This window comes from Ureibacillus sinduriensis BLB-1 = JCM 15800, from assembly GCF_000772955.1.
GTDB lineage: Bacteria > Bacillota > Bacilli > Bacillales_A > Planococcaceae > Ureibacillus > Ureibacillus sinduriensis.
Map to the genome: position 1 here is coordinate 43,673 of NZ_JPVO01000044.1, position 20,458 is coordinate 64,130.

The window sequence follows — 20,458 nt, forward strand, 5'->3', positions numbered from 1 at the left end:
ATATATAAAGTTTCATTCATACGCGCTTTCCAGAGCCAGAGCTTTTGAACTTTTTGAAGACCATTATTTAATCTAATCTATAGGTAATTTGAAGAATAAAATTACATTTTACCTTGTGATAAAATATATTGTCAATAATAATTTGTTATTTTTTCAGAAAAATGTTATAATAATTACTTACAAATGTATTTCAACCGTATCCTTAATTCCGCTGTATTTATGTAGATCGAATTAAGGATACGGTTTTTTATATCCTTTTTTAACCATGGAAAAAGTCAAACGGTTGTGAACCTTTAAGGTGTTAGTTGAATAAATCTATTAATTTTCTAGAAAATTATAACCGAGTTTTTATTCTTAAGGAGGACTAAGATAATGAACTTAATTAATAAGAAAGTTACACACGAGCTTTTTGGCATTGGTAGCATAGTCAAGCATAATCATTCTAGTATTGAAATAAAATTCGCATCGGAGAATAAAATGTTTGTTTTCCCGGATGTATTTGTAAAGCACTTAAGAATTCATGATAAAAGTGATGGTATATCACTCGAAAAAATTATACAAAAAAAAGAAATTGAACGAAAGGAAGCAGAATGGAATAAGGAAGAGGATAGAAAACTTCAACGGAAAAACCAGGAACTTCGCTTAAAACACGAAAAACTGATGAAAAATCATAAACTTCATTCCGAATCACAAATGGTTTTTTGGTGTGACACAGAAGAACATATAAAAACTTTTTCAGAGTGGAGGGTATTTTCAGGAGAAATTAAAAGTGGCAATAATAAGGGGAAACCAAACAAAGCTATCCGATTACATCAAAATAGCGCCGTCCTACTAACTTCAATAGATTCACGCATGAGGGAAAAAGACAGACGTATACTAGGTGTCTATATGGTGAATGAAGATTTTATTGGTAAACTTTGTGAAGATGGATATGTTCCTGCTCATACAAAATACAAACTCCAACTTACAGAACAGGAATCGGATCAGCTTCTTTTCTGGGAGTATTATGCAAATGAGAAGTCCCCCGACAAAATGACATGGAATACAGGTAAATACCGTTATTTTAGTAATATATGGATGGCTCAAATTTTGCTTGATATAATTGCGTTGAAAAGTGATCCAAAGGAGCGAGAGATGGCGCAACAATTTTTTAAATATTTTTGTAAAATGAATCAGATAACAGCTAATGAGCTAACAAAGCCTAATGGCACATTGATGCGTATTTAGTTTTTAACCGGAAAATCAGTTTATAAGTTTATTTCTTCAATTCACAACAACTGTGTAAATGTTCAGATCAACTAAGATTGTCGCTATTTCACTTCAGATGAGAATAAATAGAATCATTTATCAATATAAGCTTCTTCATTAAAGAAAAAATGTCAAAGAACGAAATTCCTGTGGGAAAGTTCGTTCTTTTTTCTATTGCACCAATAAAAGGAAAAAATATTTGTGTTGGAATAATTTAACGAACGCTGATAGTGTTGCTTGTGATGTTAGCCAACTACATAAAACTAATATACCCGTGTTTTTATACCTTTTTTAGGGTGGGTCTATGGAATGGCTAACTTAGTACCCGTTGAAACATATATAGCAGAACAGCTCGAAGTAGGATAATGCACGCAGAAACAATCTGCTTTTACTGCAAAACTTCCACATTGCCCCTATAGCTTCTTCCCAAGTAAAAATTCTAGTTGAAGAGGAAACTGTGTGAAGGTAAACTTAATAATCTAGGTTATACTATAATAATGACCGATTTACTTAAACCGGATATCTCCAAATGACTATATTGATTCTTCACACTATTTGAGGCATGCTTGGTTGGGTATTTATTATAAACTAATAATAATAGAATAGACGCGGCATCTATGCTTTAGCTTGGGATGAGAGTTTGACAGTGTATCCAGGATGCGCAATGAAAGGATTTGAATTTGAAAATGAATGATAATTTCTGGCGTGATTTGCCACGTCCATTTTTTGTACTGGCACCGATGGAAGATGTGACGGATACGGTTTTCCGTCATGTAGTAAGTAAAGCCGGTCGGCCGGATGTATTTTTTACAGAGTTTACAAACTCGGATAGCTATTGTCACCCGGAGGGCATGAAGAGCGTGCGTGGCCGGTTGCTATTTACTGAAGATGAGCAACCTATGGTGGCGCATATTTGGGGGGATAATCCGGATTATTTCCGTCAAATGAGTATCGGCATGGCGGAACTGGGATTTAAAGGCCTCGATATTAACATGGGCTGCCCCGTACCGAATGTGGCATCGAGGGGGAAAGGCAGTGGCCTTATTCTACGTCCGGACGTTGCCGCTGAACTTATTCAAGCTGCGAAAGTGGGCGGATTGCCTGTAAGTGTGAAAACGAGACTTGGCTTTGAGGATATAAATGAGTGGGAAGAATGGCTGACGCATATTTTGAAACAGGATATTGCGAACCTTTCCATTCATTTACGTACAAGAAAAGAAATGAGTGCTGTAGATGCCCATTGGGAGCTCATACCGGAAATCAAGAAATTGCGCGACCGGATTGCACCGGATACTTTAATAACTATCAACGGAGATATTCCCGACCGCCAAGTAGGGCTACAGCTTGCAGAAAAGTATGGGATAGATGGCGTGATGATCGGGCGTGGTATCTTTAAAAATCCTTTTGCTTTTGAAAAAGAGCCAAAAGAGCATAGCAGCAAGGAATATTTGGATCTTCTTAGATATCAGTTGGATCTTCATGATCAATATATAGAAGAATTGCCACGTGCTGTTACGGGACTTCATCGTTTCTTCAAAATATATGTCAAAGGTTTCCGCGGTGCAGGCGAGTTAAGAAATCAATTGATGAACACAAAATCAACAGATGAAGTACGTGCATTGCTTGATGCTTTTGAAGCGAACAATGTTGATGCTGAATAGTCTAATCCAGATTACAAACTTTGCAATTTATTTAGTTAGAGATTTGTATGCTTGGAGCAGCCAATCAGAAATAGTCAATTTAATAAATAAAGAAAAAAGAACGTATTTCTTCAGTAGAGAGATACGTTCTTTCTTATAGGAAATACTAGCAGGTGTCAACAACGAAAGCTAGATAAACCCTTTATTCCACTGTAACACCAAGCTTATCAAGAATGAAGGCATAGCATTCAGCAGCTTCTTTTAAGTGATTGAAACGGCCAGATGCTCCGAAATGTCCTGCGCCCATATTGGTTTTAAGCACAAGCGTATTGCTGTCTGTTTTCATTGAACGTAAACGGGCAACCCATTTTGCTGGCTCCCAATAACCTACACGCGGGTCGTTTATGCCTGTGGTGATATAGAAGTGAGGATAGTCTTTTGCTTCCACATTATCATAAGGGCTATACGACTTCATATAAAAATAGTCTTTTTGATTACGAGGATTACCCCATTCATCCCACTCTAATGTAGTAAGAGGAATCGTTTCATCAAGCATTGTTGTCAAGACATCAACGAACGGCACTTCAGGTACTATCACCTGAAATAGCTCTGGGGCCATATTGGCAACTGCACCTACAAGCAATCCACCAGCACTACCACCACGTGCAGCCATTTTACTAGGCGTTGTGTATGCTTGTTGAATTAAATGGTTCGCGGCAGCAATGAAGTCCGTAAATGAGTTTCGTTTATGCTGCATTTTACCGTTTTCATACCAATTACGGCCCATTTCAGAGCCACCGCGTACTTGCACAGTGACCATGACAACACCTTTATCGAGTATAGGTAATCGATACGAGCTGAAATAAGGATCGCTACTATAACCATAAGAACCATATCCCGAAAGAATTAATGGTGCTGGTCCAGATTGAAGTGCATCTTCACGATATAAAACCGTCATAGGAATTTTTACGCCATCTTCAGCTATTGCCCACAATTGCTCTTGACGATAGTTGGGTGGATAATAGTCCCCACTTACTGGAGCCACTTGTAAGCTTTGTTTCTCTCCAGTTTGCAAATTTAACCCGTAAGTTGTTTTTGGTGTAATTAATGACTCGAATTGGATTAATACTTCTTTAGCATCATAGCTTTGTTGATCTAAAATGCCGACTGTATAGATGGGTTCGTTCCATTCTAACTGAACAACCTCACCATCTCGAAGCACCCAAATTTGTGTTAAACCATTTTCTCGCCCTAAAAGAAGTAAGGTATTTTGGAACGGATACACCCCTTGAAGGAAGCGTTTTTCATCGTATGGCAATACATTTTCGCGTGCATGGAAATCGGATATAGGACAACGAAGAAGCTGGAAATTTAACGCTTCTTCATTTGTTAGAATGAGCAGGTCATTTTCCCAATGTTCGACATCATATTCTATTCCTATGCGTCGTTCATCTACCAACCTTAAGGGTGATAAAGGAAGTTCTGCATTTAGTAAGCGGATTTCAGTTGTTGTGCTCGATTTTGAATAAACAATAATGAAACTTTCGCTTTGTGTTTTAGCTATGAATAATGTAAACGTTACGTCTTTTTCTTCGTAAAGTAACTCGTCATCCCCAATTTCACTACCTACACGGTGACGCCATAATTGGAATGGACGTTGAAACTCATCCACTGTGATGTAAAAAATATACCCGCCACAGCTGCTCCATTCTATACTGCTGTACAGATAGACATTTGGAATCCTATCATTTAGAAGTTCACCCGTTTCCAAGTTTTTTATGTAGGCGGTATAGCGGTCTGAGCCATCACGGTTTTCTAAATATACTAGTAGATTATGATTAGATGAGATTCGCTGCTCGGTCACACTTAAATAGCCTCCTTCGACGGCCAGCTGATTTAAGTCGAGTATTACTTCTTCCTCTACAGTTGATAAAAGATCCCGACTAACTGCTTTTTTGCGGGCATAAATAGGGTATTGATTGTCTTTATCTAAGCGAGAATAGTAGAAAAATGGCCCATGTTGGACCGGAACCTTTATTTCTGAATCGGGAACACGGTCTACCATACTTTGGTAAATTTGTTCAGTCTGTTTCTTTAAAGACTCCATAATTTCAGCATAGTACCGGTTTTCTTCTTCTAAATAGTGAATCACTTCTTGATTAGTACGTTCCTTAAGCCAATAAAAGTCATCTTCTCGTCGGTCGCCATGTAATTCATGAGAATAAGGAATGCGTTTTGCTACAGGTAGATTCATGAAATTCTCCTCTCTATATACAGATATAAATAATTTCGAGATAGTTTCCTTGAAACCCTTTTTACTCTTTTGTATGATGCTAATTTATTGGTCCTATACCTCAGCATATTAATTTTTGAAACCCCAAATACCCATAAATTTACACTTACCCATCCCATTTATTGTATACTGTAAATATCCTGATAAACTAGTAGGAAAGTCTTTCTCTAGGAGATTTACGATGAAAATAGATTGTTTAATTGTAGACGACGAAATTGTTTTAGCAGAAACAACTTGCGAGTATTTTAATATGTTTGAGGTCAAAACGGCATTTGTTACGAGTGTGCAAGAGTGCGAGCGTTTTTTGGAGAAACATGAGCCATCATTGCTTCTTCTAGACATCAATCTGGGGAATGAATCCGGGTTTGACTTATGTAAAAAGTTGCGTAAAACCACGCAAATTCCGATCCTCTTTATAAGTGCACGTTCGAGTGATGACGACGTTCTCATTGCGCTAAACATAGGTGGGGATGACTACATACAAAAGCCATATACGCTAAGCATTTTATTGGCAAAAGTGAAAGCGGTGCTCAAAAGGTACGGCGGAAGTTCCAATCTACCGCAAGAAGCAATAGAATTTGGACATATCCAAATTGATGCAAAGCTCCATCGTGTACGTGTAGATGGTGTATCTATTCAGCTGAAAACGATGGAATATAAACTTCTTTATTATTTGGCTAAAAATAAAAATCGTATCCTTACAAAAGAAGAATTGTTTCAAAACGTATGGGAAGATTCTTTTGTAGGGGATGGGACCCTCAATGTACATATCCGGCATTTGCGCGAGAAGATTGAACGAAACCCAAAGGATCCCCAATTTATAAAAACAGTATGGGGAGTGGGATATGTGTTAGAGGATAACAATCTATGAGGATCAAACTGCTATTTCTCATGGTTTTGGTTGTTTTTGCTCTGGGAATTGTCTCCTCAATCATCATCATTAACAATAAGGCTATATCAGAAGTGGATCTTGTCGCCGTGAATGACGTGGTGAAAACCGCCGAAAAAAATTGGGGTAAAATAAGTGAAGATACCTTTCGCAATAGTGAACTAAAACTACCCTTTTCGATTATAGATGTTACGGGGAATGTGATTTACCAAACAATGGGCAATCAGTTCAACAATATAGACGATGCCATAAAAAATAGAGATCAATTAATAGATTTGAAACTAAATAACGATATTGTAGGGAAAATAATTATCCGAAATGATGAAGAAGAAATGATGGCACAAATGAAACGTGAATTAATCGTTTCCATTACTTCAATCTTTGCTTTTTTAATGATAATTTGTACTGTGATGATGGGGTATATAGACAGAAATTTGTTGAAGCCTTTTAAGCAACTTCAAAACTTTGCGGTAAATGTGGCAAGAGGCAATTTGGCGATACCTTTAAATATGGACAGGAATAATTATTTTGGAGCGTTTACGGAAAGTTTTGATTTATTGCGGGAAGAACTAGGGTGTGCCCGTCAGAGAGAGTATGAATCGAACCGTAGCAAGAAGGAGCTTGTTGCCACATTGAGTCATGATATCAAGACGCCCGTTGCTTCAATCAAAGCAGTAAGTGAGTTAATGCTTATGCAAGCTAAGGACGATAAGGTGATAAAGCACGTGAATATTATAAATTCGAAAGCAGAGCAGATCAATCTACTAGTGACAGATATGTTTCACGCCACGTTGGAAGAACTGCAACAATTAAAGCTAACCATAACAGAGGAATCGAGCAAAGTGCTTGAAAATATGATTGAAAGTGTCAATTATGATAACGAAATCGACTATGAACCAATCCCGGAATGTATTATATTAATGGATCCTGTTCGGTTGCAGCAAGTAATCGACAACATCATCAGTAATTCCTACAAATATGCAGGAACAAAAGTGAGAATTGCGGCTTCAATCAATGACGGGTATCTCGAGCTCCACTTTATAGATTATGGGCCGGGTGTCAGCGAAGGGGAGCTGCCGCTATTATTCAATAAATATTATCGCGGAAAGAATGTTGAAGGCAGTAATGGGTCAGGCCTTGGCCTTTTTATTTCGAAATACTTCATGGAAAATATGGAAGGCGAAATTGGTTGTTTTAACTGGAAATGCGGTTTTACAGTTGTCTTGAAAGTCAAGCTTGCCTTTTGACTCCGTTAGGAATGAGTGTTTCGCTGGCTGGCATTAAGCCGAAGCGAAAAGATTTAAGAATCAGTTAAGAATTGCACAAAGATTTAATAAGAATTCATTTTGTATGATAAGACTGTAATCTACATTACGGTCTTTTTTCTTTGAGTGGAAGATAAGGGGAGTGCTCTAAAACATGTCGAAGACAATTATTAAAACGGAAAAGCTATGTAAAACCTTTTCGAGCGGTGGGATTCAGCAACATGTATTGAAAAATTTGGATATCGAATTATTGGAGGGTGATTTTACAATCATAATGGGCAGTTCGGGTTCGGGAAAATCCACGCTTCTTTATGCTTTGAGTGGGATGGATAAAGCAACATTGGGCGAGATCGAATTTGAAGGAAAAAGCCTGGCCAAATTAAATAACGATCAACTGGCGATATTCAGAAGAAACCATTGCGGTTTTGTCTTTCAACAAATTTATTTGCTAGACAACATGAGTGTACTAGATAATGTACTGGCAAGCGGACTGTTAGTAAATAAAAATCGGCGTGAAACCGTAAAAAAAGCGAAAGAATTGTTGGTGAAAGTAGGAATTGATGAAAAGTCCTGGTCCAAATTTCCGAGCCAACTTTCCGGCGGCGAAGCTCAACGGGTTGGCATTGTACGCGCATTAATAAATAATCCGAGAATTTTATTTGCAGATGAACCAACAGGAGCATTAAACTCTGCATCCAGTGATAGTGTTTTGGATGTTTTAACAAAAGTAAATCGCGATGGGCAAAGTATTGTCATGGTCACGCATGATATAAAAACTGCATTACGAGGGAACCGTATTTTATATTTGCGGGACGGTGTCATTTATGGTGATTTGCCGTTGGGCGGTTACGATGAACAAAAGAATCCCGAACGGCATGAAGAACTCAAGGTTTTTCTAGCCGAGATGGGGTGGTAGGATGAAAATTATGAACTTGGCCATGGCCAATATAAAAAAAAGCAAATCTGCTACCATTTCATTATTTATATTCATTTTGGTTGCGGCATTGCTCCTGAATATTGGCCTAATGGTGATTACGCAACTAAATACATTTTTTGATCAAAAAGCGGAACAATTAAAAGATGGCCATGTAATGGTCGTGATGGATCAAGCGAGTTATCAGCCTTCACTTGAAGATTTTTTGGCGAACTATTCCGGGATAAAAGAGACCGAGACGGAAGAGATAATCCATATGAACCTTGCCAATTATAAATTTGGTAACGGTGAACTGACGAACAGTGCGATAATTTTTAATGCGGATGCTGATCGGACAATCGGACCATTCAAATTAATAGAGAAATTCAATACATGGAATCCCAATGATATTTATGTTCCTTATAGCTTCAAAACAGATGGGGGTTATACATTGGGGGACGACTTCACCATTTTTTATCAAGGACAGGACTATAAATATCGCATTGCAGGATTCTTCGAAACAACGATGATGGGTACAAATAATAACGGCGTGATGAAATTTATGTTGCCAAAGACCTCCTACCAATCACTAATGACCAAAATTGACAATCACTCAAAAGCGGTGATTGTCTCCGCTGTGATGGAAGATAGAGCAGATGCCCCGGTATTGGAAAATGACTTCATCCATTACATTAAGGAATCCCTTGGGGAGGAAACGGCATCAAACAGTATTTTTGGGTTGAATATAGAAGTGGTTAAAAGTGTAAATACATTGACGATTAATATCATTGCAACCATACTATTGGCGTTTGCAGCAATTATCGTAATTGTTTGCTTAATTGTGATTAAGTACCGTGTGTCCAATAATATAGAAGATGGAATGGCGAATATAGGAGTGCTGAAAGCGATTGGCTATACAAGTGGACAAATTTTTGGATCAATCATTCTGCAGTATATCTTGATTGCCCTTTTTGCTAGTATGCTTGGAATAGCGCTGTCATATGCTCTTATGCCATTGATCGGAAGTATAATTTCAACTATTTCTGGATTAATATGGATCCAGCGTTTTGATATGGTCGTTAATTTGGCTTGCATATTAGTTATAACGATTTGTATTTTTTTCGTAACATTGGCATCGGCATTTCGTGTTCGGAAAATCCTGCCTGTAGCCGCACTTCGCGGGGGGATTCAAACACATAGCTTCAGAAAAAATCACATCCCTTTGGAAAGCGCTAAAGGCGACGTTCATTTCCTGCTTGCTGTTAAGTCATTATTGGGGAATTCAAAACAGAATATAATGATTAGTTTGATTGTAATGGCGTTAACTTTCGCCACAATCTTTTCAGTTGTGCTATATTATAACATTGCTTCGGATAAAACCGCATTTGTGGGCTTATTCGGCTCGGAACCGGCGAATGTATATATCGCTATGAAGCCAGATATAAATACAAAAGATCTGATGGCTGGCATTGAACAAATGGAGCAAGTCCGCAAAGTGAATATATTGGATACAATTGAGACAAAAATTGATGGTCAAACGGTTTATACAAATGTAACAACCGACTATAGCCAGTTAGAGAACAATGTTGTTTATGAAGGGCGTCAGCCGAAGCATGAAAATGAAATCTCCATCTCCTGGATTATTTCAGGGCTAATCAATAAAGGAATCGGTGATACGGTCGAAGTGGAATATGGAAGTGAGACAGAGAGCTTTCTAGTAACGGGCCTTAGTCAATCGATTGGTAATTTGGGACAGATTGGTTCATTAACAATGGATGGTATCCAACAATTACAACCAGATTATAAAGGCAAGGTACTTTATGTATATTTGGATGGAATATCGAACGGAGATTTTATTAAAAATGTACAAGAACAGTACAGCGAAGATATTATTGAAACTTTGGATATCGATAAAAATATAGAAAGCCAAACAAGTATGTATACAGCGGCAGTATTTGCAATCATGCTGTTGGTGCTGGCAATAAATGTGCTCGTTGTTGTCATGATTCTATATTTAGTCATTAAAACGATGATTACAAAGCGAAAGAAAGAGTTTGGTGTAATGAAGGCATTGGGGTATTCAACCTTTCAGTTGATGACCCAAATATCCATCAGTTTTCTGCCCGTGGTCATTACAGGTGTTTTGATTGGTGGTGTGTTGGGTCTATTTTTCACTAATCCGATGCTATCCATACTGCTTTCAAGTGCGGGTGTTAAACGTCTGGATTTTATTATCCACCTACCGATTATTTTAATGTTTTGTCTGGGAATCATAGTTATTGCGTATATTGTCTCAATGTTGGTATCTCTGAAAATTAGGAAAATATCCGCCTACAGTTTAATGACAGAATAGTTTTTCAAATTGCATTATAAGAACGCAATCCTATTGAGGGAAGGCGTTCTTTTTTTAACTCCTACAACTTCAACAAAAAAGGCAAGCATAAAAAAACAATGAAAAGCCATTATAACCTGTAAGTCAGAAAACAGTTTATAAGGAGAGAAACAATGAGGAATTTAGTACGAATGGCAATTGTAGGCATGTTAGTCTTTGGCATTTGTATAAGTGGAGCAATAAGTACCAATGCCCAAGTCCAACCTGTACCTAATGCGGGGGTTTTCATCAATGGAAAAGTTGTCAGCGGAATCAACCCGATTATAGAAAATGGCTCGTACTACTTGCCATTTATAGAACTTGCCAAAATCTTAAATTACAATAGCATCAAATTTGAGGAAAATACAAAGACCTATGAGATCACGGATGGCTCAACTATTATCCGGATAACGATGGGTGGGACAAAGGCCAGAAAAGGTAATGAATATATAAATATTGAGCCCCCTAGATGGATTAATGAAACAGCATATGTTTCACTTCATGCCGGTGGAGCTATATTCAATTCCTACATTACCTTTAAAAAGGAAAATGGCTCGATTCAAATCCAAAACCCTGCCCAAAAATATGTAGTGCATAAAGGGGATACACTCTATAATATTGCCCGCATCCACCATATCACTGTCGAGGAATTGAAAAAGGCAAACAATCTTGCAACGAACGTAATCCATGATGGACAAGTATTAACCATCCCAAATCCTGATGGATCCAAAGGCGAAATGGAGCCTGCAAAAGAGCATGAGCCGGTCAAGAACAATAGCAGTGACTCCATAGCGCAGCAAGTGAAGAAAATTCTTGAAGATTCCAAGAACTACATCGGGGCGAAATATAAATATGGAGCTACATTGGCGGAAGCACCAAAATTATTTGACTGTTCGTCCTATACGCAATTTGTATTTGGAAATGCCGGTATCCAGCTGCCGAGGGTATCCAGGGATCAGGCGAGCAAAGGTATAGCGGTTTCAGCTTCAAACCTGCAAGCGGGAGATTTAATGTTTTTCACAATGAATGACACGTATACAGATGGAAGAGTCGCACACGTTGGGATTTATATGGGTGATGGAAATATGATTCATGCTTCAACATCAAAAGGTGTGATGATTACAACCAATGTTCTGAAAAATCCGTATTGGTCGAAGAATTATCTATTTTCAAAGCGAGTGATCCAATAAATTTGGACAGAGAATCATGTAATTAATAAAGAAGGCACATCGGAGCAATTCGAATGTTGCCTTCTTTTTGTCTTGTTCAAATCCGTTATTGACAAAGCAATCTTCCAGCAATAAAATAAATCGTACAAGATGTATCGTGTACGATTTATTTTGGGAGGGATTAAAAATTGAATAGGGCTAAGTTTATTGGTGAATCCATTGATTTTATCCATCGCTATACGATGAAAAGTTTGCAGAAAACAGCCGAAGAGCATGGAGTCACTATTCCGCAAATAAGGGTGATTGCTGATGTATATGCCCATAAAACGGTCAGCATTAAGCAACTTTCTCAAAATTTGAAAATGACCCAAAGTACAGTATCAGATATTGTTGAAAGACTGATTGTAAAGGAGTTGCTGGAGAAAAGGCCAAACCAAAAGGATAAACGCCTCGTAGACATCTCGCTAAATCCCAAATTGGTTGAAAAGATTGATGAAAGCATTTCGGAAATGGCCAATCAGGCATTGGTCGGGGCAATCGATCTTCTAACTCCCGACGAACAGGATATTGTGGAGAAGGGTATGAAATTACTAGTTTCGGCGGTAAGAGAAAAAATGATTACCGAAGGAATGGACAACTATGATTTCATCGATATTTTGTACTTCTCCGAAAAAGACAAACAAGGAAAATAACAAGCAACTATTGGAGGATGAAAAGTGAAAAGTATCATTAAAGGGCGCTGGGCCATTTTTGCAATTTGGCTTGTTGCTACAATCGTTCTGACAGTTATTCAGCCCGATATTAACGCAATACTGCGGCAACAGGGCCAAGAAGGCACAAATAGTGACAGTCCTTCTGTTATCGCAGGGGATATTTTGGGAAAAATGAATACGACTGAAGGAACGGATAATCTAATCGTCTTTTATAATGAAAATAAATTATCCGATGAGGAAATGCTGCAAATAGGGGATGCGGTTGAATCAATCCGTGATAGCAGCTCAGAGCTTGGCGTTACGGAGATGATCGATCCATTCGGTATGCCGGATGCAAAAAGCTCTTTAATCTCCGAAGATGGCACAACCTTGATGGTGAGCTACAAGCTTGATAAACAAGGACGGGAAATTGACGATATCAAGGAACTTTTTGAAAAGAAATTGGAACCTGTTCCCGTAGAGCACTACCTTAGCGGGGAAGACTTTATTAATAACGACTATCTAAAAGCATCTCAAGCGGGTGTTGAGAAAAGTGCTGCATTGACAGTGATTTTTATACTAATAGTGCTGGTCATCGCCTTTAGATCGATTGTTACACCTTTTATTTCACTGGTGCTGGTTGCATTTTCTTATCTTGTATCGATGGGAATCGCGGCACAATTAATTGACAAAGCGGGCTTCCCGATAACGAGTCTTACACAAATGCTGTTAGTGTTGATTCTCTTCGGGATTGGTACAGATTACAACATCCTATTATTTAATCGATTTAAGGAAGAATTGGCGCATGGGCACTCAGTAGATGACTCGATCATTAATACGTACAAGACAGCCGGAAAAACAATTGCCTATAGTATTCTCACTGTATTCATCGCCTTTCTGGCACTGGTTTTCTCGGAATCGCCAATCTATAAATCCGGTGTGGTGGTTGTCATCGGAGTAACCATATTATTGATAGAAATCTTGACCTTGACACCTTTTATGATGAAAGTGTTAGGGAAGAAGATATTCTGGCCATCCAAAAATGTTGAAGGCCATAAAGAAAATAAATTCTGGGAAAAGACCTCTTCATTTGGTACGAAGCACCCGATTCTTATTACGATCGTCATTCTGGTCATCATTTTACCGATGATCATACTTCATGAAGAGAAGCTTAATTTCGATACAGTTGGTGAGCTTGGTGATGCATATCCTTCATCAAAAGCTATCAATCTAGTAGCAGATCACTTTGGTAAAGGCCAAGCGATGCCTGCCACTGTCGTCATTGAGAGCAATGAAGCGCTCGACAATAATGATTCTCTAGCGGTTATTGATAATATTACAGAGCGATTGAATGATCTAGAAGGAGTTAAGATGGTTTCTTCAGTCACTCAGCCGCAAGGTAAGCAAATCGCGGATTTTTATGTGGACAGCCAAATGGGGACTGTTACAGAAGGGATTTCACAGACGCAAGATGGGGTTGACCAAATCTATAATGGTTTGACTGAAGCTCAAGAAGGTCTTGAATCCGCTGACTTTTCCCAAGTCAATCAAATGGTTGATGGGACCGCAAAACTTCAAGACGGACTGACTGCTTTAACTGACGGCCTGGAACAGATTCAAGCAGGGATCGATGATGGGACGAATAATCCACAAACAATTTTCAACGGGTTGGCTGCAGTTGAAAAGAATCTCTCCAATATGAGTGGCGGAATTGCATTGCTTGCAGAGAGTTATGGGAAAATGCAGGATGGTTATACCGAAATGGGCACTCACTATCAAGATGCGACCAATGCCTTGGTCGGAGTTAAAGGTGCAATTGCCCAAATGAAATCGATGATAGATTCATTAGGAAATAGTTATGTAGATTCTGATAGTGATGAAAATTTCCTGGCGTTGAAACAAGCAATTGATGGGCTCTCAACATCATTAGCCCAAATTACGCCGGAGAGTATTGACGTATTAAACAAAAATTATAATTCGGTCACTGCAGGCTTTGCCACTGCAAACGAAAATCTGGCAAGTATGAAAGACGGTCTATCCCAGATGGCTGGTGGTTTGAAAAAGTTGAAGGATGGACTTGGACAAGCTTCTTCAGGCATTGAAACAGTTGTAGCCAATATGAACACAGTAAATGCCGGATTGAGTGAAATGAAGGCAGGTCAGCAGCAGCTTGTAGCAGGGCTAAATGGATTCGGTGAATTTGGCGAAAGATTAACAGATGTCAATAATGGGCTGGAAGGAATATCGAATGGACTTGAGCAAACAAATGGCTATTTGACACAGCTTAATACAAACAAGACATTTTTCATCCCAGAGGAAGCATTAACAAATGAGGAATTTAAGAAATCGTTGGACGCATTCATGTCCGAGGATCGCAAAATCACAAAGATGACGATAGTTTTAAAGGATGACCCTTATTCTGATGAAGCCTTGGCAACAATCAATACAATCAATGACACGCTTTTTGCTGGGTTAAAAGGGTCGGTACTTTCTGATGCGAAAAGTGGCACAGTGGGAACGAGTGCAACTACAAACGATATGAATGAAGTTTTATCGGGAGATTTAAGCAGAACAACGGTTATCGTGATCATTGGTGTACTGCTTGTTCTATTCCTGGTGATCCGTTCATTCTGGACGCCGGTATTTATTACGGCATCGCTCATTGGAGCGTATTATACGGCGATGTTTATCATCAATTTTATCTTCTTGGATTTGTTGGGGTACGATGGAATTTCCTCCTTTGTCCCATTCTTCTCCTTTATCATCATTGTTGCCCTGGGAGTGGACTACAGTATATTCTTGATGATGCGCTTTAAGGAATATCCGGATCTATCGCCAAAAGAAGCAATCGTTTTGGCCTCCAAGCATACAGGGGGTGTTATCATCTCGGCCGTTATTATACTTGGCGGTACATTTGCCACATTAATGCCGGCTGGAATAATTCTGTTGACGGAATTAGCGATTGCGGTTATTACAGGATTGACTGTCCTTTGCTTTATTTTGCTGCCGCTCTTTGTTCCGGCGTTGATGGCGCTGCCGGATGCACTAGCATCTTATGTTTCCAAGAGAAAAGACAATAGTTAACTTAGGACAAAATGAGGATATCCATAGTTATGCATATCTATTATTATTAATCAGGAGCGGTTGTTCATATTGAACAATCGCTCTTTTGCTAGTTTTGAAAGTCAGAAAGATATTTAAAGAAGTTAAAATATAGGAAATGATTGAAAAAATGATATGATACTGATATGAATAGAGATATTGGAAAGGGGAAATCATTTTGAGCCTGGATACTATTAGACGAAATAACGTACATATTAGTGGCAAGGGGGAGAAAGCAATCATTTTTGCGGCTGGTTTTGGATGCGACCAAACAGTTTGGAAAGATGTTTCACCCGCTTTTGAAGAGGAATACCAAGTTATTTTATTTGATTATGTTGGTATGGGCAGTTCAGACGTTTCAGCTTTTGACCCTGCTAAATATAGTAAACTATCTGGTTACGTGCAGGACGTCATAGATGTTTGTTCGGCTTTAAATTTAAAGGACGCGATATTTGTCGGGCATTCCGTAAGTAGTATGATCGGTTTATTGGCATCTATTGAAAAACCGGAATACTTTTCACAATTGATTATGATCGCACCTTCACCGTGCTATTTGAATGATCCTCCCCAATATAAAGGTGGTTTTGAAAGAGAAGACTTGGAAGGTCTATTGGCCATGATGGAGAAAAACTATATAGGTTGGGCCAATGCTTTCTCTATGAATCTTATAAATAATAATAAGCGTACGGATGTGGCAAAAAATTTAGAAGATCGTTTCTGCTCAACGGATCCTTTCATTGCTAATACTTTTGCAAGGGCATGCTTCTTTACGGATAATCGCCCTGATATCGCAAAAGCGACTATCCCTTCACTTATTTTGCAGTGCTCTGAGGATATAATTGCACCGAGGGAAGTTGGCGAATATTTGAATACCAATATGCCAAAAAGTTCACTAACATACTTGAATGCAATTGGTCACTGCCCGCATATGAGTGACCCCGATGAAACGATCGAGACGATAAAAAATTACTTAACTGATCGAGCTACATTACTGATTGGGGAGGGTGTAGGTGAAGTTTAAGTGGACGAATTAATAGATAATGCACCATGTGGATTTTTAACTCTAACGAAAAACGGTATAATTCAATCCATTAATAGGACATTGCTTGAGATTTTGCAATGGCCATCACCTAAACTTCTTATAGGGAAACATTTTAATGAGATACTGCCTAATTCAGCACAAATCTTTATGCAGCTTTACTTCATTCCGCTTATTAAATCTAAGCACAATGTCGAGGAAATGTATATTTCATTGCTTGCAAAAAGCGGGGCTGAAATTCCAGTTTTATTAAATGCATCTCTTCAGAAAAACAATGAAATCATATGTGTGATTGTCCCGATGTACAATCGGAATGCATTTGAGGATGAAATCATCAATGCCAAGAAAATGGCTGAAAATGCTTTTCGGGAAAAAGAAAAGACGCTTATAGAATTGGAGTGTGCCCTTGAATCACTTGAAGGCAAGCAACAGGAACTTCTTATAGCCAATAAACAGAATGCAAAATTCAAGATGGATACCGAGCGGGAATTGCAGCTTGCAAAAAGAATACAAGAAACGGCCCTTACAAAAGATATTGTTAATGATCAAATACAAATGTTATCCTATTATCATGCTTCAAAAGCATTGTCGGGGGATATTTATGGGTTTTATCAAGTAACACCGGAAAAATATGGGGTTATCTTGTTGGATGTAATGGGGCATGGAATATCGTCAGCCTTAATTACGATGTCACTTCAATCGTTGTTTCAGAAGTTGATTTCGCAAGGAGTAAGTGCGGAAAGTGTAGTGCAGGAGCTGGACCAATATTTGCATGAATTATTCAGGAATAACCAAGATGCATGGCATTATTGCACGGCTATTTACTTAAATATTGATACTAGTAATCAGACTGTCGAATACATTAATGCAGGGCATCCACCTGCGATACTGCAAAACTTGAATGGCGAGCAGCAAGAACTGTTGGCAACCAGCCCTCCTTTGGGGACATTTGAAAATATTGCTTATAAAACAAAAACGATAAACTATGAGCAGGGAACGAGAATTCTATTATATACCGATGGAGTGTCGGAGGCCTTTGAGATCAACACTCTCAATTACTTGCTGCATGACTCGTTATCAAGCCCGGTTTCAGAGACAAAAGAAATTATTCAAAGCGCACTGGAAAATAGGGAAAATAAATTCGAAAAATACAACAATGATGATCAATGTTTCATTTTGATTGAGTTGTAACTATATTTCATCAAGAGAGAATTACTCAAAGATTTATTCTCTTGATTGACAGGAAAAGGGATCGAAATTTAACTCATTTCGATCCCTTTTGGGCTGTATATTTCTTTAATATTCATTCATCGTATCATTCAGTTGATCGGCTAGTTTGGATACCTTCATACCCGCTTCACCTATTTCGTGCAATGTGCGTGTAAAATTAGCCATTTGCTCATTATTTCGTTCGTTTTGTTCCCTATTTGTGTTGCTTGCTGTCAGGATTTCATCAAAACTTTTTGCTGTTTCTTGGACATTTTGATTAGCCGATAACGATTTATCATTAACATTATTGATTTGTTGGACGACATTTTCAATTTGCTTCGTTGTTGTGATAACCAATTCCGTTATATTACTTGAAGAGAACTTTGTCTGCTCGGCTAACTTCTTCACTTCTGCCGCTACTACAGAAAACCCTTTTCCGTTCTCCCCGGCTCTTGCCGCTTCAATCGCTGCATTGAGGGCCAAAAGGTTTGTTTGGTCGGCAATGGAAGTGATCACTTCGACGATGTTTCCAATTTCTCTTGAATTCGTTTCAAGGGAGCTGATGCTTGATTTGATTTCAGTTACACTTTCGTTTAAAGAAGCGGTTTCCTCGATAACCGAATCTAACTGGTTTCTTCCTTTTGAGGAAATTTTCGATGTTAGGATAGAAGATTGCATCCCCTCATTTAGATCTGTTTTCATAATTTCTGAACGTTGAACAACGCCGGCAATCGTTGACTCAACTTCTTCGGACATTGCAGCAAGTTCTTCAGTGATGGTCCCGATTGTTTGTTTCACGTTCTGTTTTGCCTGAATTACCTGCTGGACCGTTTCTGCAATTTGCAATTCTTGCAGTGCGGATAAGCAAAGTAGTGTTTCCAGGTTGAATAATTTATTTAGAACACTGGAAGCAAGTGCCAGGCTTTCCATATCATGATCAAATTTCCTTTTAAGAATATCGAGTATGTTGTTGACGAGCATCTGGTAAGCACAGAGGTACCATTTTATCTCGACGCCTGACTTCAGATAGAAACCGCCAAGTCGTTTCCGAATAAGTGTATAATTATCATCAATGATTCCACTGAACAAGCCTACAATGTATTTTTTGGAATTTGCTAAATCAACTCCAATTGGTGTCATGTCCACCACTTTTCGTATGCCATCATGCAGATTGTTGTAAACAGGTGCATATATCTCCTCGATATGTTCGTGAATAATAGGCTGCAGAGCTTTGGCTACAGCCAAGTCCTGTATCGTAAGGTTCATAATAGATAACTGTAATTCTAGTTCATTATCTTTTAATATTTGTATCTTTACATCTTGTATATGTCGTTCGCTTTCTAGTTTCAATTTAGAGATTTGTTGTTTTTTTGTTAAAAATCCCATGATCGGTTCCCTGCTTCCAAATGATTTATAATATAGTCTTGAGTAATAAAGTTAAATATATGAAAATAATATCATAACCATTGAATGTGGACTATATCTTTTTTACTGGTTTTTTGGACATGAATGGATATAGGTACTAAAAATGTGTCTAGGAATTTTTAAATATAAGATAGATAATCGAGATGGGCTGGATGAATCCGCCATTTTATAATTTATATACACATTCCAAGCAGAAAGAGGAGGTTAATCATGACACTGCAGCAATTGAAATATGTAATCGAAGTTGCGAGGAGTCGGTCCATCAGTAAGGCTGCTCAAAATTTGTTTATTAGCCAACCAAGCTTGTCCAATGCGCTGAAAGAGTTGGAGAATGAAATTGGAATAATGATTTTCTCCAGGACGAATAAAGGCATTATACTGACAGCGGAAGGGGAGGAGTTTTTAGGTTATGCAAGGCAGGTAGTCGAACAAGTGGCGCTTCTAGAAAACCGATATTCAAACACCCAATCGATACAACAACATTTCTCTGTTTCGGCGCAGCACTACGCATTTGCTGTCAGTGCATTTGTGCGGTTGTTAAAAGAGTACAAAAGAGACGAGTACGAATTCACGCTAAGGGAAACAAAGACCTATGAGATTATTGAAGATGTTAAAAATCTGCGAAGTGAAATTGGCATACTATATGTAAATGATTTCAATAGGAACGTCATTCAGAAATTCCTTAGGGAAGGTAACCTCATTTTTCACGAACTATTCGAAGCTAAGCCACATGTCTTTATAAGTTCGGGGAATCCGCTCGCGAAGCAAGAATTTGTGACATTGCCGGATTTGATTCCTTATCCGTATCTTTCCTTTGAACAAGGTGATTATAATTCTTTCTACTTTTCTGAGGAAATCTTAAGCACTTTATCGAGGCCAAAAAATATACGTGTTAGTGATCGAGCGACACTATTTAATTTACTAATCGGATTAAATGGGTACACCATTTCTACGGGAGTGATTAGTCAGGAATTAAATGGCAAAGAGATTGTGTCGGTTCCTTTACGTGTGGATGAAAGAATTACCGTCGGGTATATTACACACAAAAATGTGACAAATACCCCTCTGGCGAATATTTATATTGAATATTTAAAAGAGTCCATTGCTGAAGAACAAGTTTAACTATTGCTAAAAACTATAGTGAAAGGTGTTTTCTGCTACAATTTTACCGTGCTATACTTCCCTTACTTGTCTGCGGATGTA

General features: G+C 38.3%; 14 protein-coding genes. 12 read left to right on the top strand and 2 right to left on the bottom strand.

Annotation, left to right across the window (positions count from 1 at the left end):
• Nucleotides 1-372: 372 nt before the first annotated feature.
• Both CD33_RS05305 and CD33_RS05310 read left to right on the top strand, forming a co-directional pair.
• A complete protein-coding gene (locus CD33_RS05305; RefSeq protein WP_036198816.1) occupies nucleotides 373-1,227 on the top strand; it encodes a hypothetical protein in 855 nt (284 codons plus the stop codon).
• A 707-nt stretch (nucleotides 1,228-1,934) separates the two neighbouring features.
• A complete protein-coding gene (locus CD33_RS05310) occupies nucleotides 1,935-2,909 on the top strand; it encodes a tRNA dihydrouridine synthase (RefSeq protein WP_036198817.1) in 975 nt (324 codons plus the stop codon).
• A gap of 181 nt (nucleotides 2,910-3,090) precedes the next feature.
• Here the strand turns inward: CD33_RS05310 and CD33_RS05315 are convergent, their stop codons facing one another.
• A complete protein-coding gene (locus CD33_RS05315) occupies nucleotides 3,091-5,142 on the bottom strand; it encodes a S9 family peptidase (protein WP_036198818.1) in 2,052 nt (683 codons plus the stop codon).
• Nucleotides 5,143-5,362: 220 nt separating this feature from the next.
• Between CD33_RS05315 and CD33_RS05320 the strand changes: the two genes are divergently transcribed.
• The 9 genes from CD33_RS05320 (at nucleotide 5,363) to CD33_RS05360 (ending at nucleotide 17,812) form a co-directional block, all read left to right on the top strand.
• Nucleotides 5,363-6,052 (top strand): response regulator transcription factor, encoded by a 690-nt coding sequence (locus CD33_RS05320; protein WP_036198819.1) that lies wholly within the window; start codon nucleotides 5,363-5,365, stop codon nucleotides 6,050-6,052.
• Nucleotides 6,049-7,317 carry a HAMP domain-containing sensor histidine kinase gene (locus CD33_RS05325; RefSeq protein WP_036198820.1) on the top strand — a complete coding sequence of 423 codons (1,269 nt, stop codon included), beginning with the start codon at nucleotides 6,049-6,051 and terminating at the stop codon, nucleotides 7,315-7,317. The genes CD33_RS05320 and CD33_RS05325 overlap by 4 nt, the downstream gene beginning before the upstream one ends.
• Nucleotides 7,318-7,489: 172 nt before the next feature.
• Complete coding sequence (locus tag CD33_RS05330) at nucleotides 7,490-8,251, top strand: ABC transporter ATP-binding protein (RefSeq protein WP_036198821.1); 762 nt, start codon at nucleotides 7,490-7,492, stop codon at nucleotides 8,249-8,251.
• Between the two features lies 1 nt (nucleotide 8,252).
• On the top strand, nucleotides 8,253-10,601 hold the full coding sequence (locus CD33_RS05335) for an ABC transporter permease (protein WP_235863375.1): 2,349 nt from the start codon (nucleotides 8,253-8,255) through the stop codon (nucleotides 10,599-10,601).
• Nucleotides 10,602-10,753: 152 nt separating this feature from the next.
• The gene (locus CD33_RS05340) at nucleotides 10,754-11,809 is read left to right on the top strand and encodes a C40 family peptidase (RefSeq protein ID WP_036198823.1); all 1,056 of its coding nucleotides are present in this window, start codon (nucleotides 10,754-10,756) and stop codon (nucleotides 11,807-11,809) included.
• Nucleotides 11,810-11,976: 167 nt separating this feature from the next.
• Nucleotides 11,977-12,480 (top strand): MarR family winged helix-turn-helix transcriptional regulator, encoded by a 504-nt coding sequence (locus CD33_RS05345; RefSeq protein ID WP_036198824.1) that lies wholly within the window; start codon nucleotides 11,977-11,979, stop codon nucleotides 12,478-12,480.
• A 24-nt stretch (nucleotides 12,481-12,504) separates the two neighbouring features.
• Complete coding sequence (locus tag CD33_RS05350) at nucleotides 12,505-15,564, top strand: MMPL family transporter (protein ID WP_036198825.1); 3,060 nt, start codon at nucleotides 12,505-12,507, stop codon at nucleotides 15,562-15,564.
• Between the two features lie 196 nt (nucleotides 15,565-15,760).
• Complete coding sequence (locus CD33_RS05355) at nucleotides 15,761-16,603, top strand: alpha/beta fold hydrolase (protein ID WP_036198826.1); 843 nt, start codon at nucleotides 15,761-15,763, stop codon at nucleotides 16,601-16,603.
• A complete protein-coding gene (locus tag CD33_RS05360) occupies nucleotides 16,604-17,812 on the top strand; it encodes a SpoIIE family protein phosphatase (protein WP_036198827.1) in 1,209 nt (402 codons plus the stop codon).
• Between the two features lie 105 nt (nucleotides 17,813-17,917).
• On the opposite strand, the gene CD33_RS05365 is transcribed toward CD33_RS05360, so the two are convergent.
• Nucleotides 17,918-19,216, bottom strand: a complete 1,299-nt coding sequence (locus CD33_RS05365; RefSeq protein WP_036198828.1) for a globin-coupled sensor protein — start codon at nucleotides 19,214-19,216, stop codon at nucleotides 17,918-17,920.
• Between the two features lie 249 nt (nucleotides 19,217-19,465).
• On the opposite strand from CD33_RS05365, the gene CD33_RS05370 reads away from it, so the two are divergent.
• A complete protein-coding gene (locus tag CD33_RS05370) occupies nucleotides 19,466-20,377 on the top strand; it encodes a LysR family transcriptional regulator (protein ID WP_036198830.1) in 912 nt (303 codons plus the stop codon).
• Nucleotides 20,378-20,458: the final 81 nt, after the last annotated feature.

Coding starts and splice junctions, on each gene's coding strand:
- CD33_RS05305 (WP_036198816.1), top strand. CDS start 373: ATGAACTTAATTAATAAGAAAGTTACACACGAGCTTTTTGGCATTGGT.
- CD33_RS05310 (WP_036198817.1), top strand. CDS start 1,935: ATGAATGATAATTTCTGGCGTGATTTGCCACGTCCATTTTTTGTACTG.
- CD33_RS05315 (WP_036198818.1), bottom strand. CDS start 5,142: ATGAATCTACCTGTAGCAAAACGCATTCCTTATTCTCATGAATTACAT.
- CD33_RS05320 (WP_036198819.1), top strand. CDS start 5,363: ATGAAAATAGATTGTTTAATTGTAGACGACGAAATTGTTTTAGCAGAA.
- CD33_RS05325 (WP_036198820.1), top strand. CDS start 6,049: ATGAGGATCAAACTGCTATTTCTCATGGTTTTGGTTGTTTTTGCTCTG.
- CD33_RS05330 (WP_036198821.1), top strand. CDS start 7,490: ATGTCGAAGACAATTATTAAAACGGAAAAGCTATGTAAAACCTTTTCG.
- CD33_RS05335 (WP_235863375.1), top strand. CDS start 8,253: ATGAAAATTATGAACTTGGCCATGGCCAATATAAAAAAAAGCAAATCT.
- CD33_RS05340 (WP_036198823.1), top strand. CDS start 10,754: ATGAGGAATTTAGTACGAATGGCAATTGTAGGCATGTTAGTCTTTGGC.
- CD33_RS05365 (WP_036198828.1), bottom strand. CDS start 19,216: ATGGGATTTTTAACAAAAAAACAACAAATCTCTAAATTGAAACTAGAA.
- CD33_RS05370 (WP_036198830.1), top strand. CDS start 19,466: ATGACACTGCAGCAATTGAAATATGTAATCGAAGTTGCGAGGAGTCGG.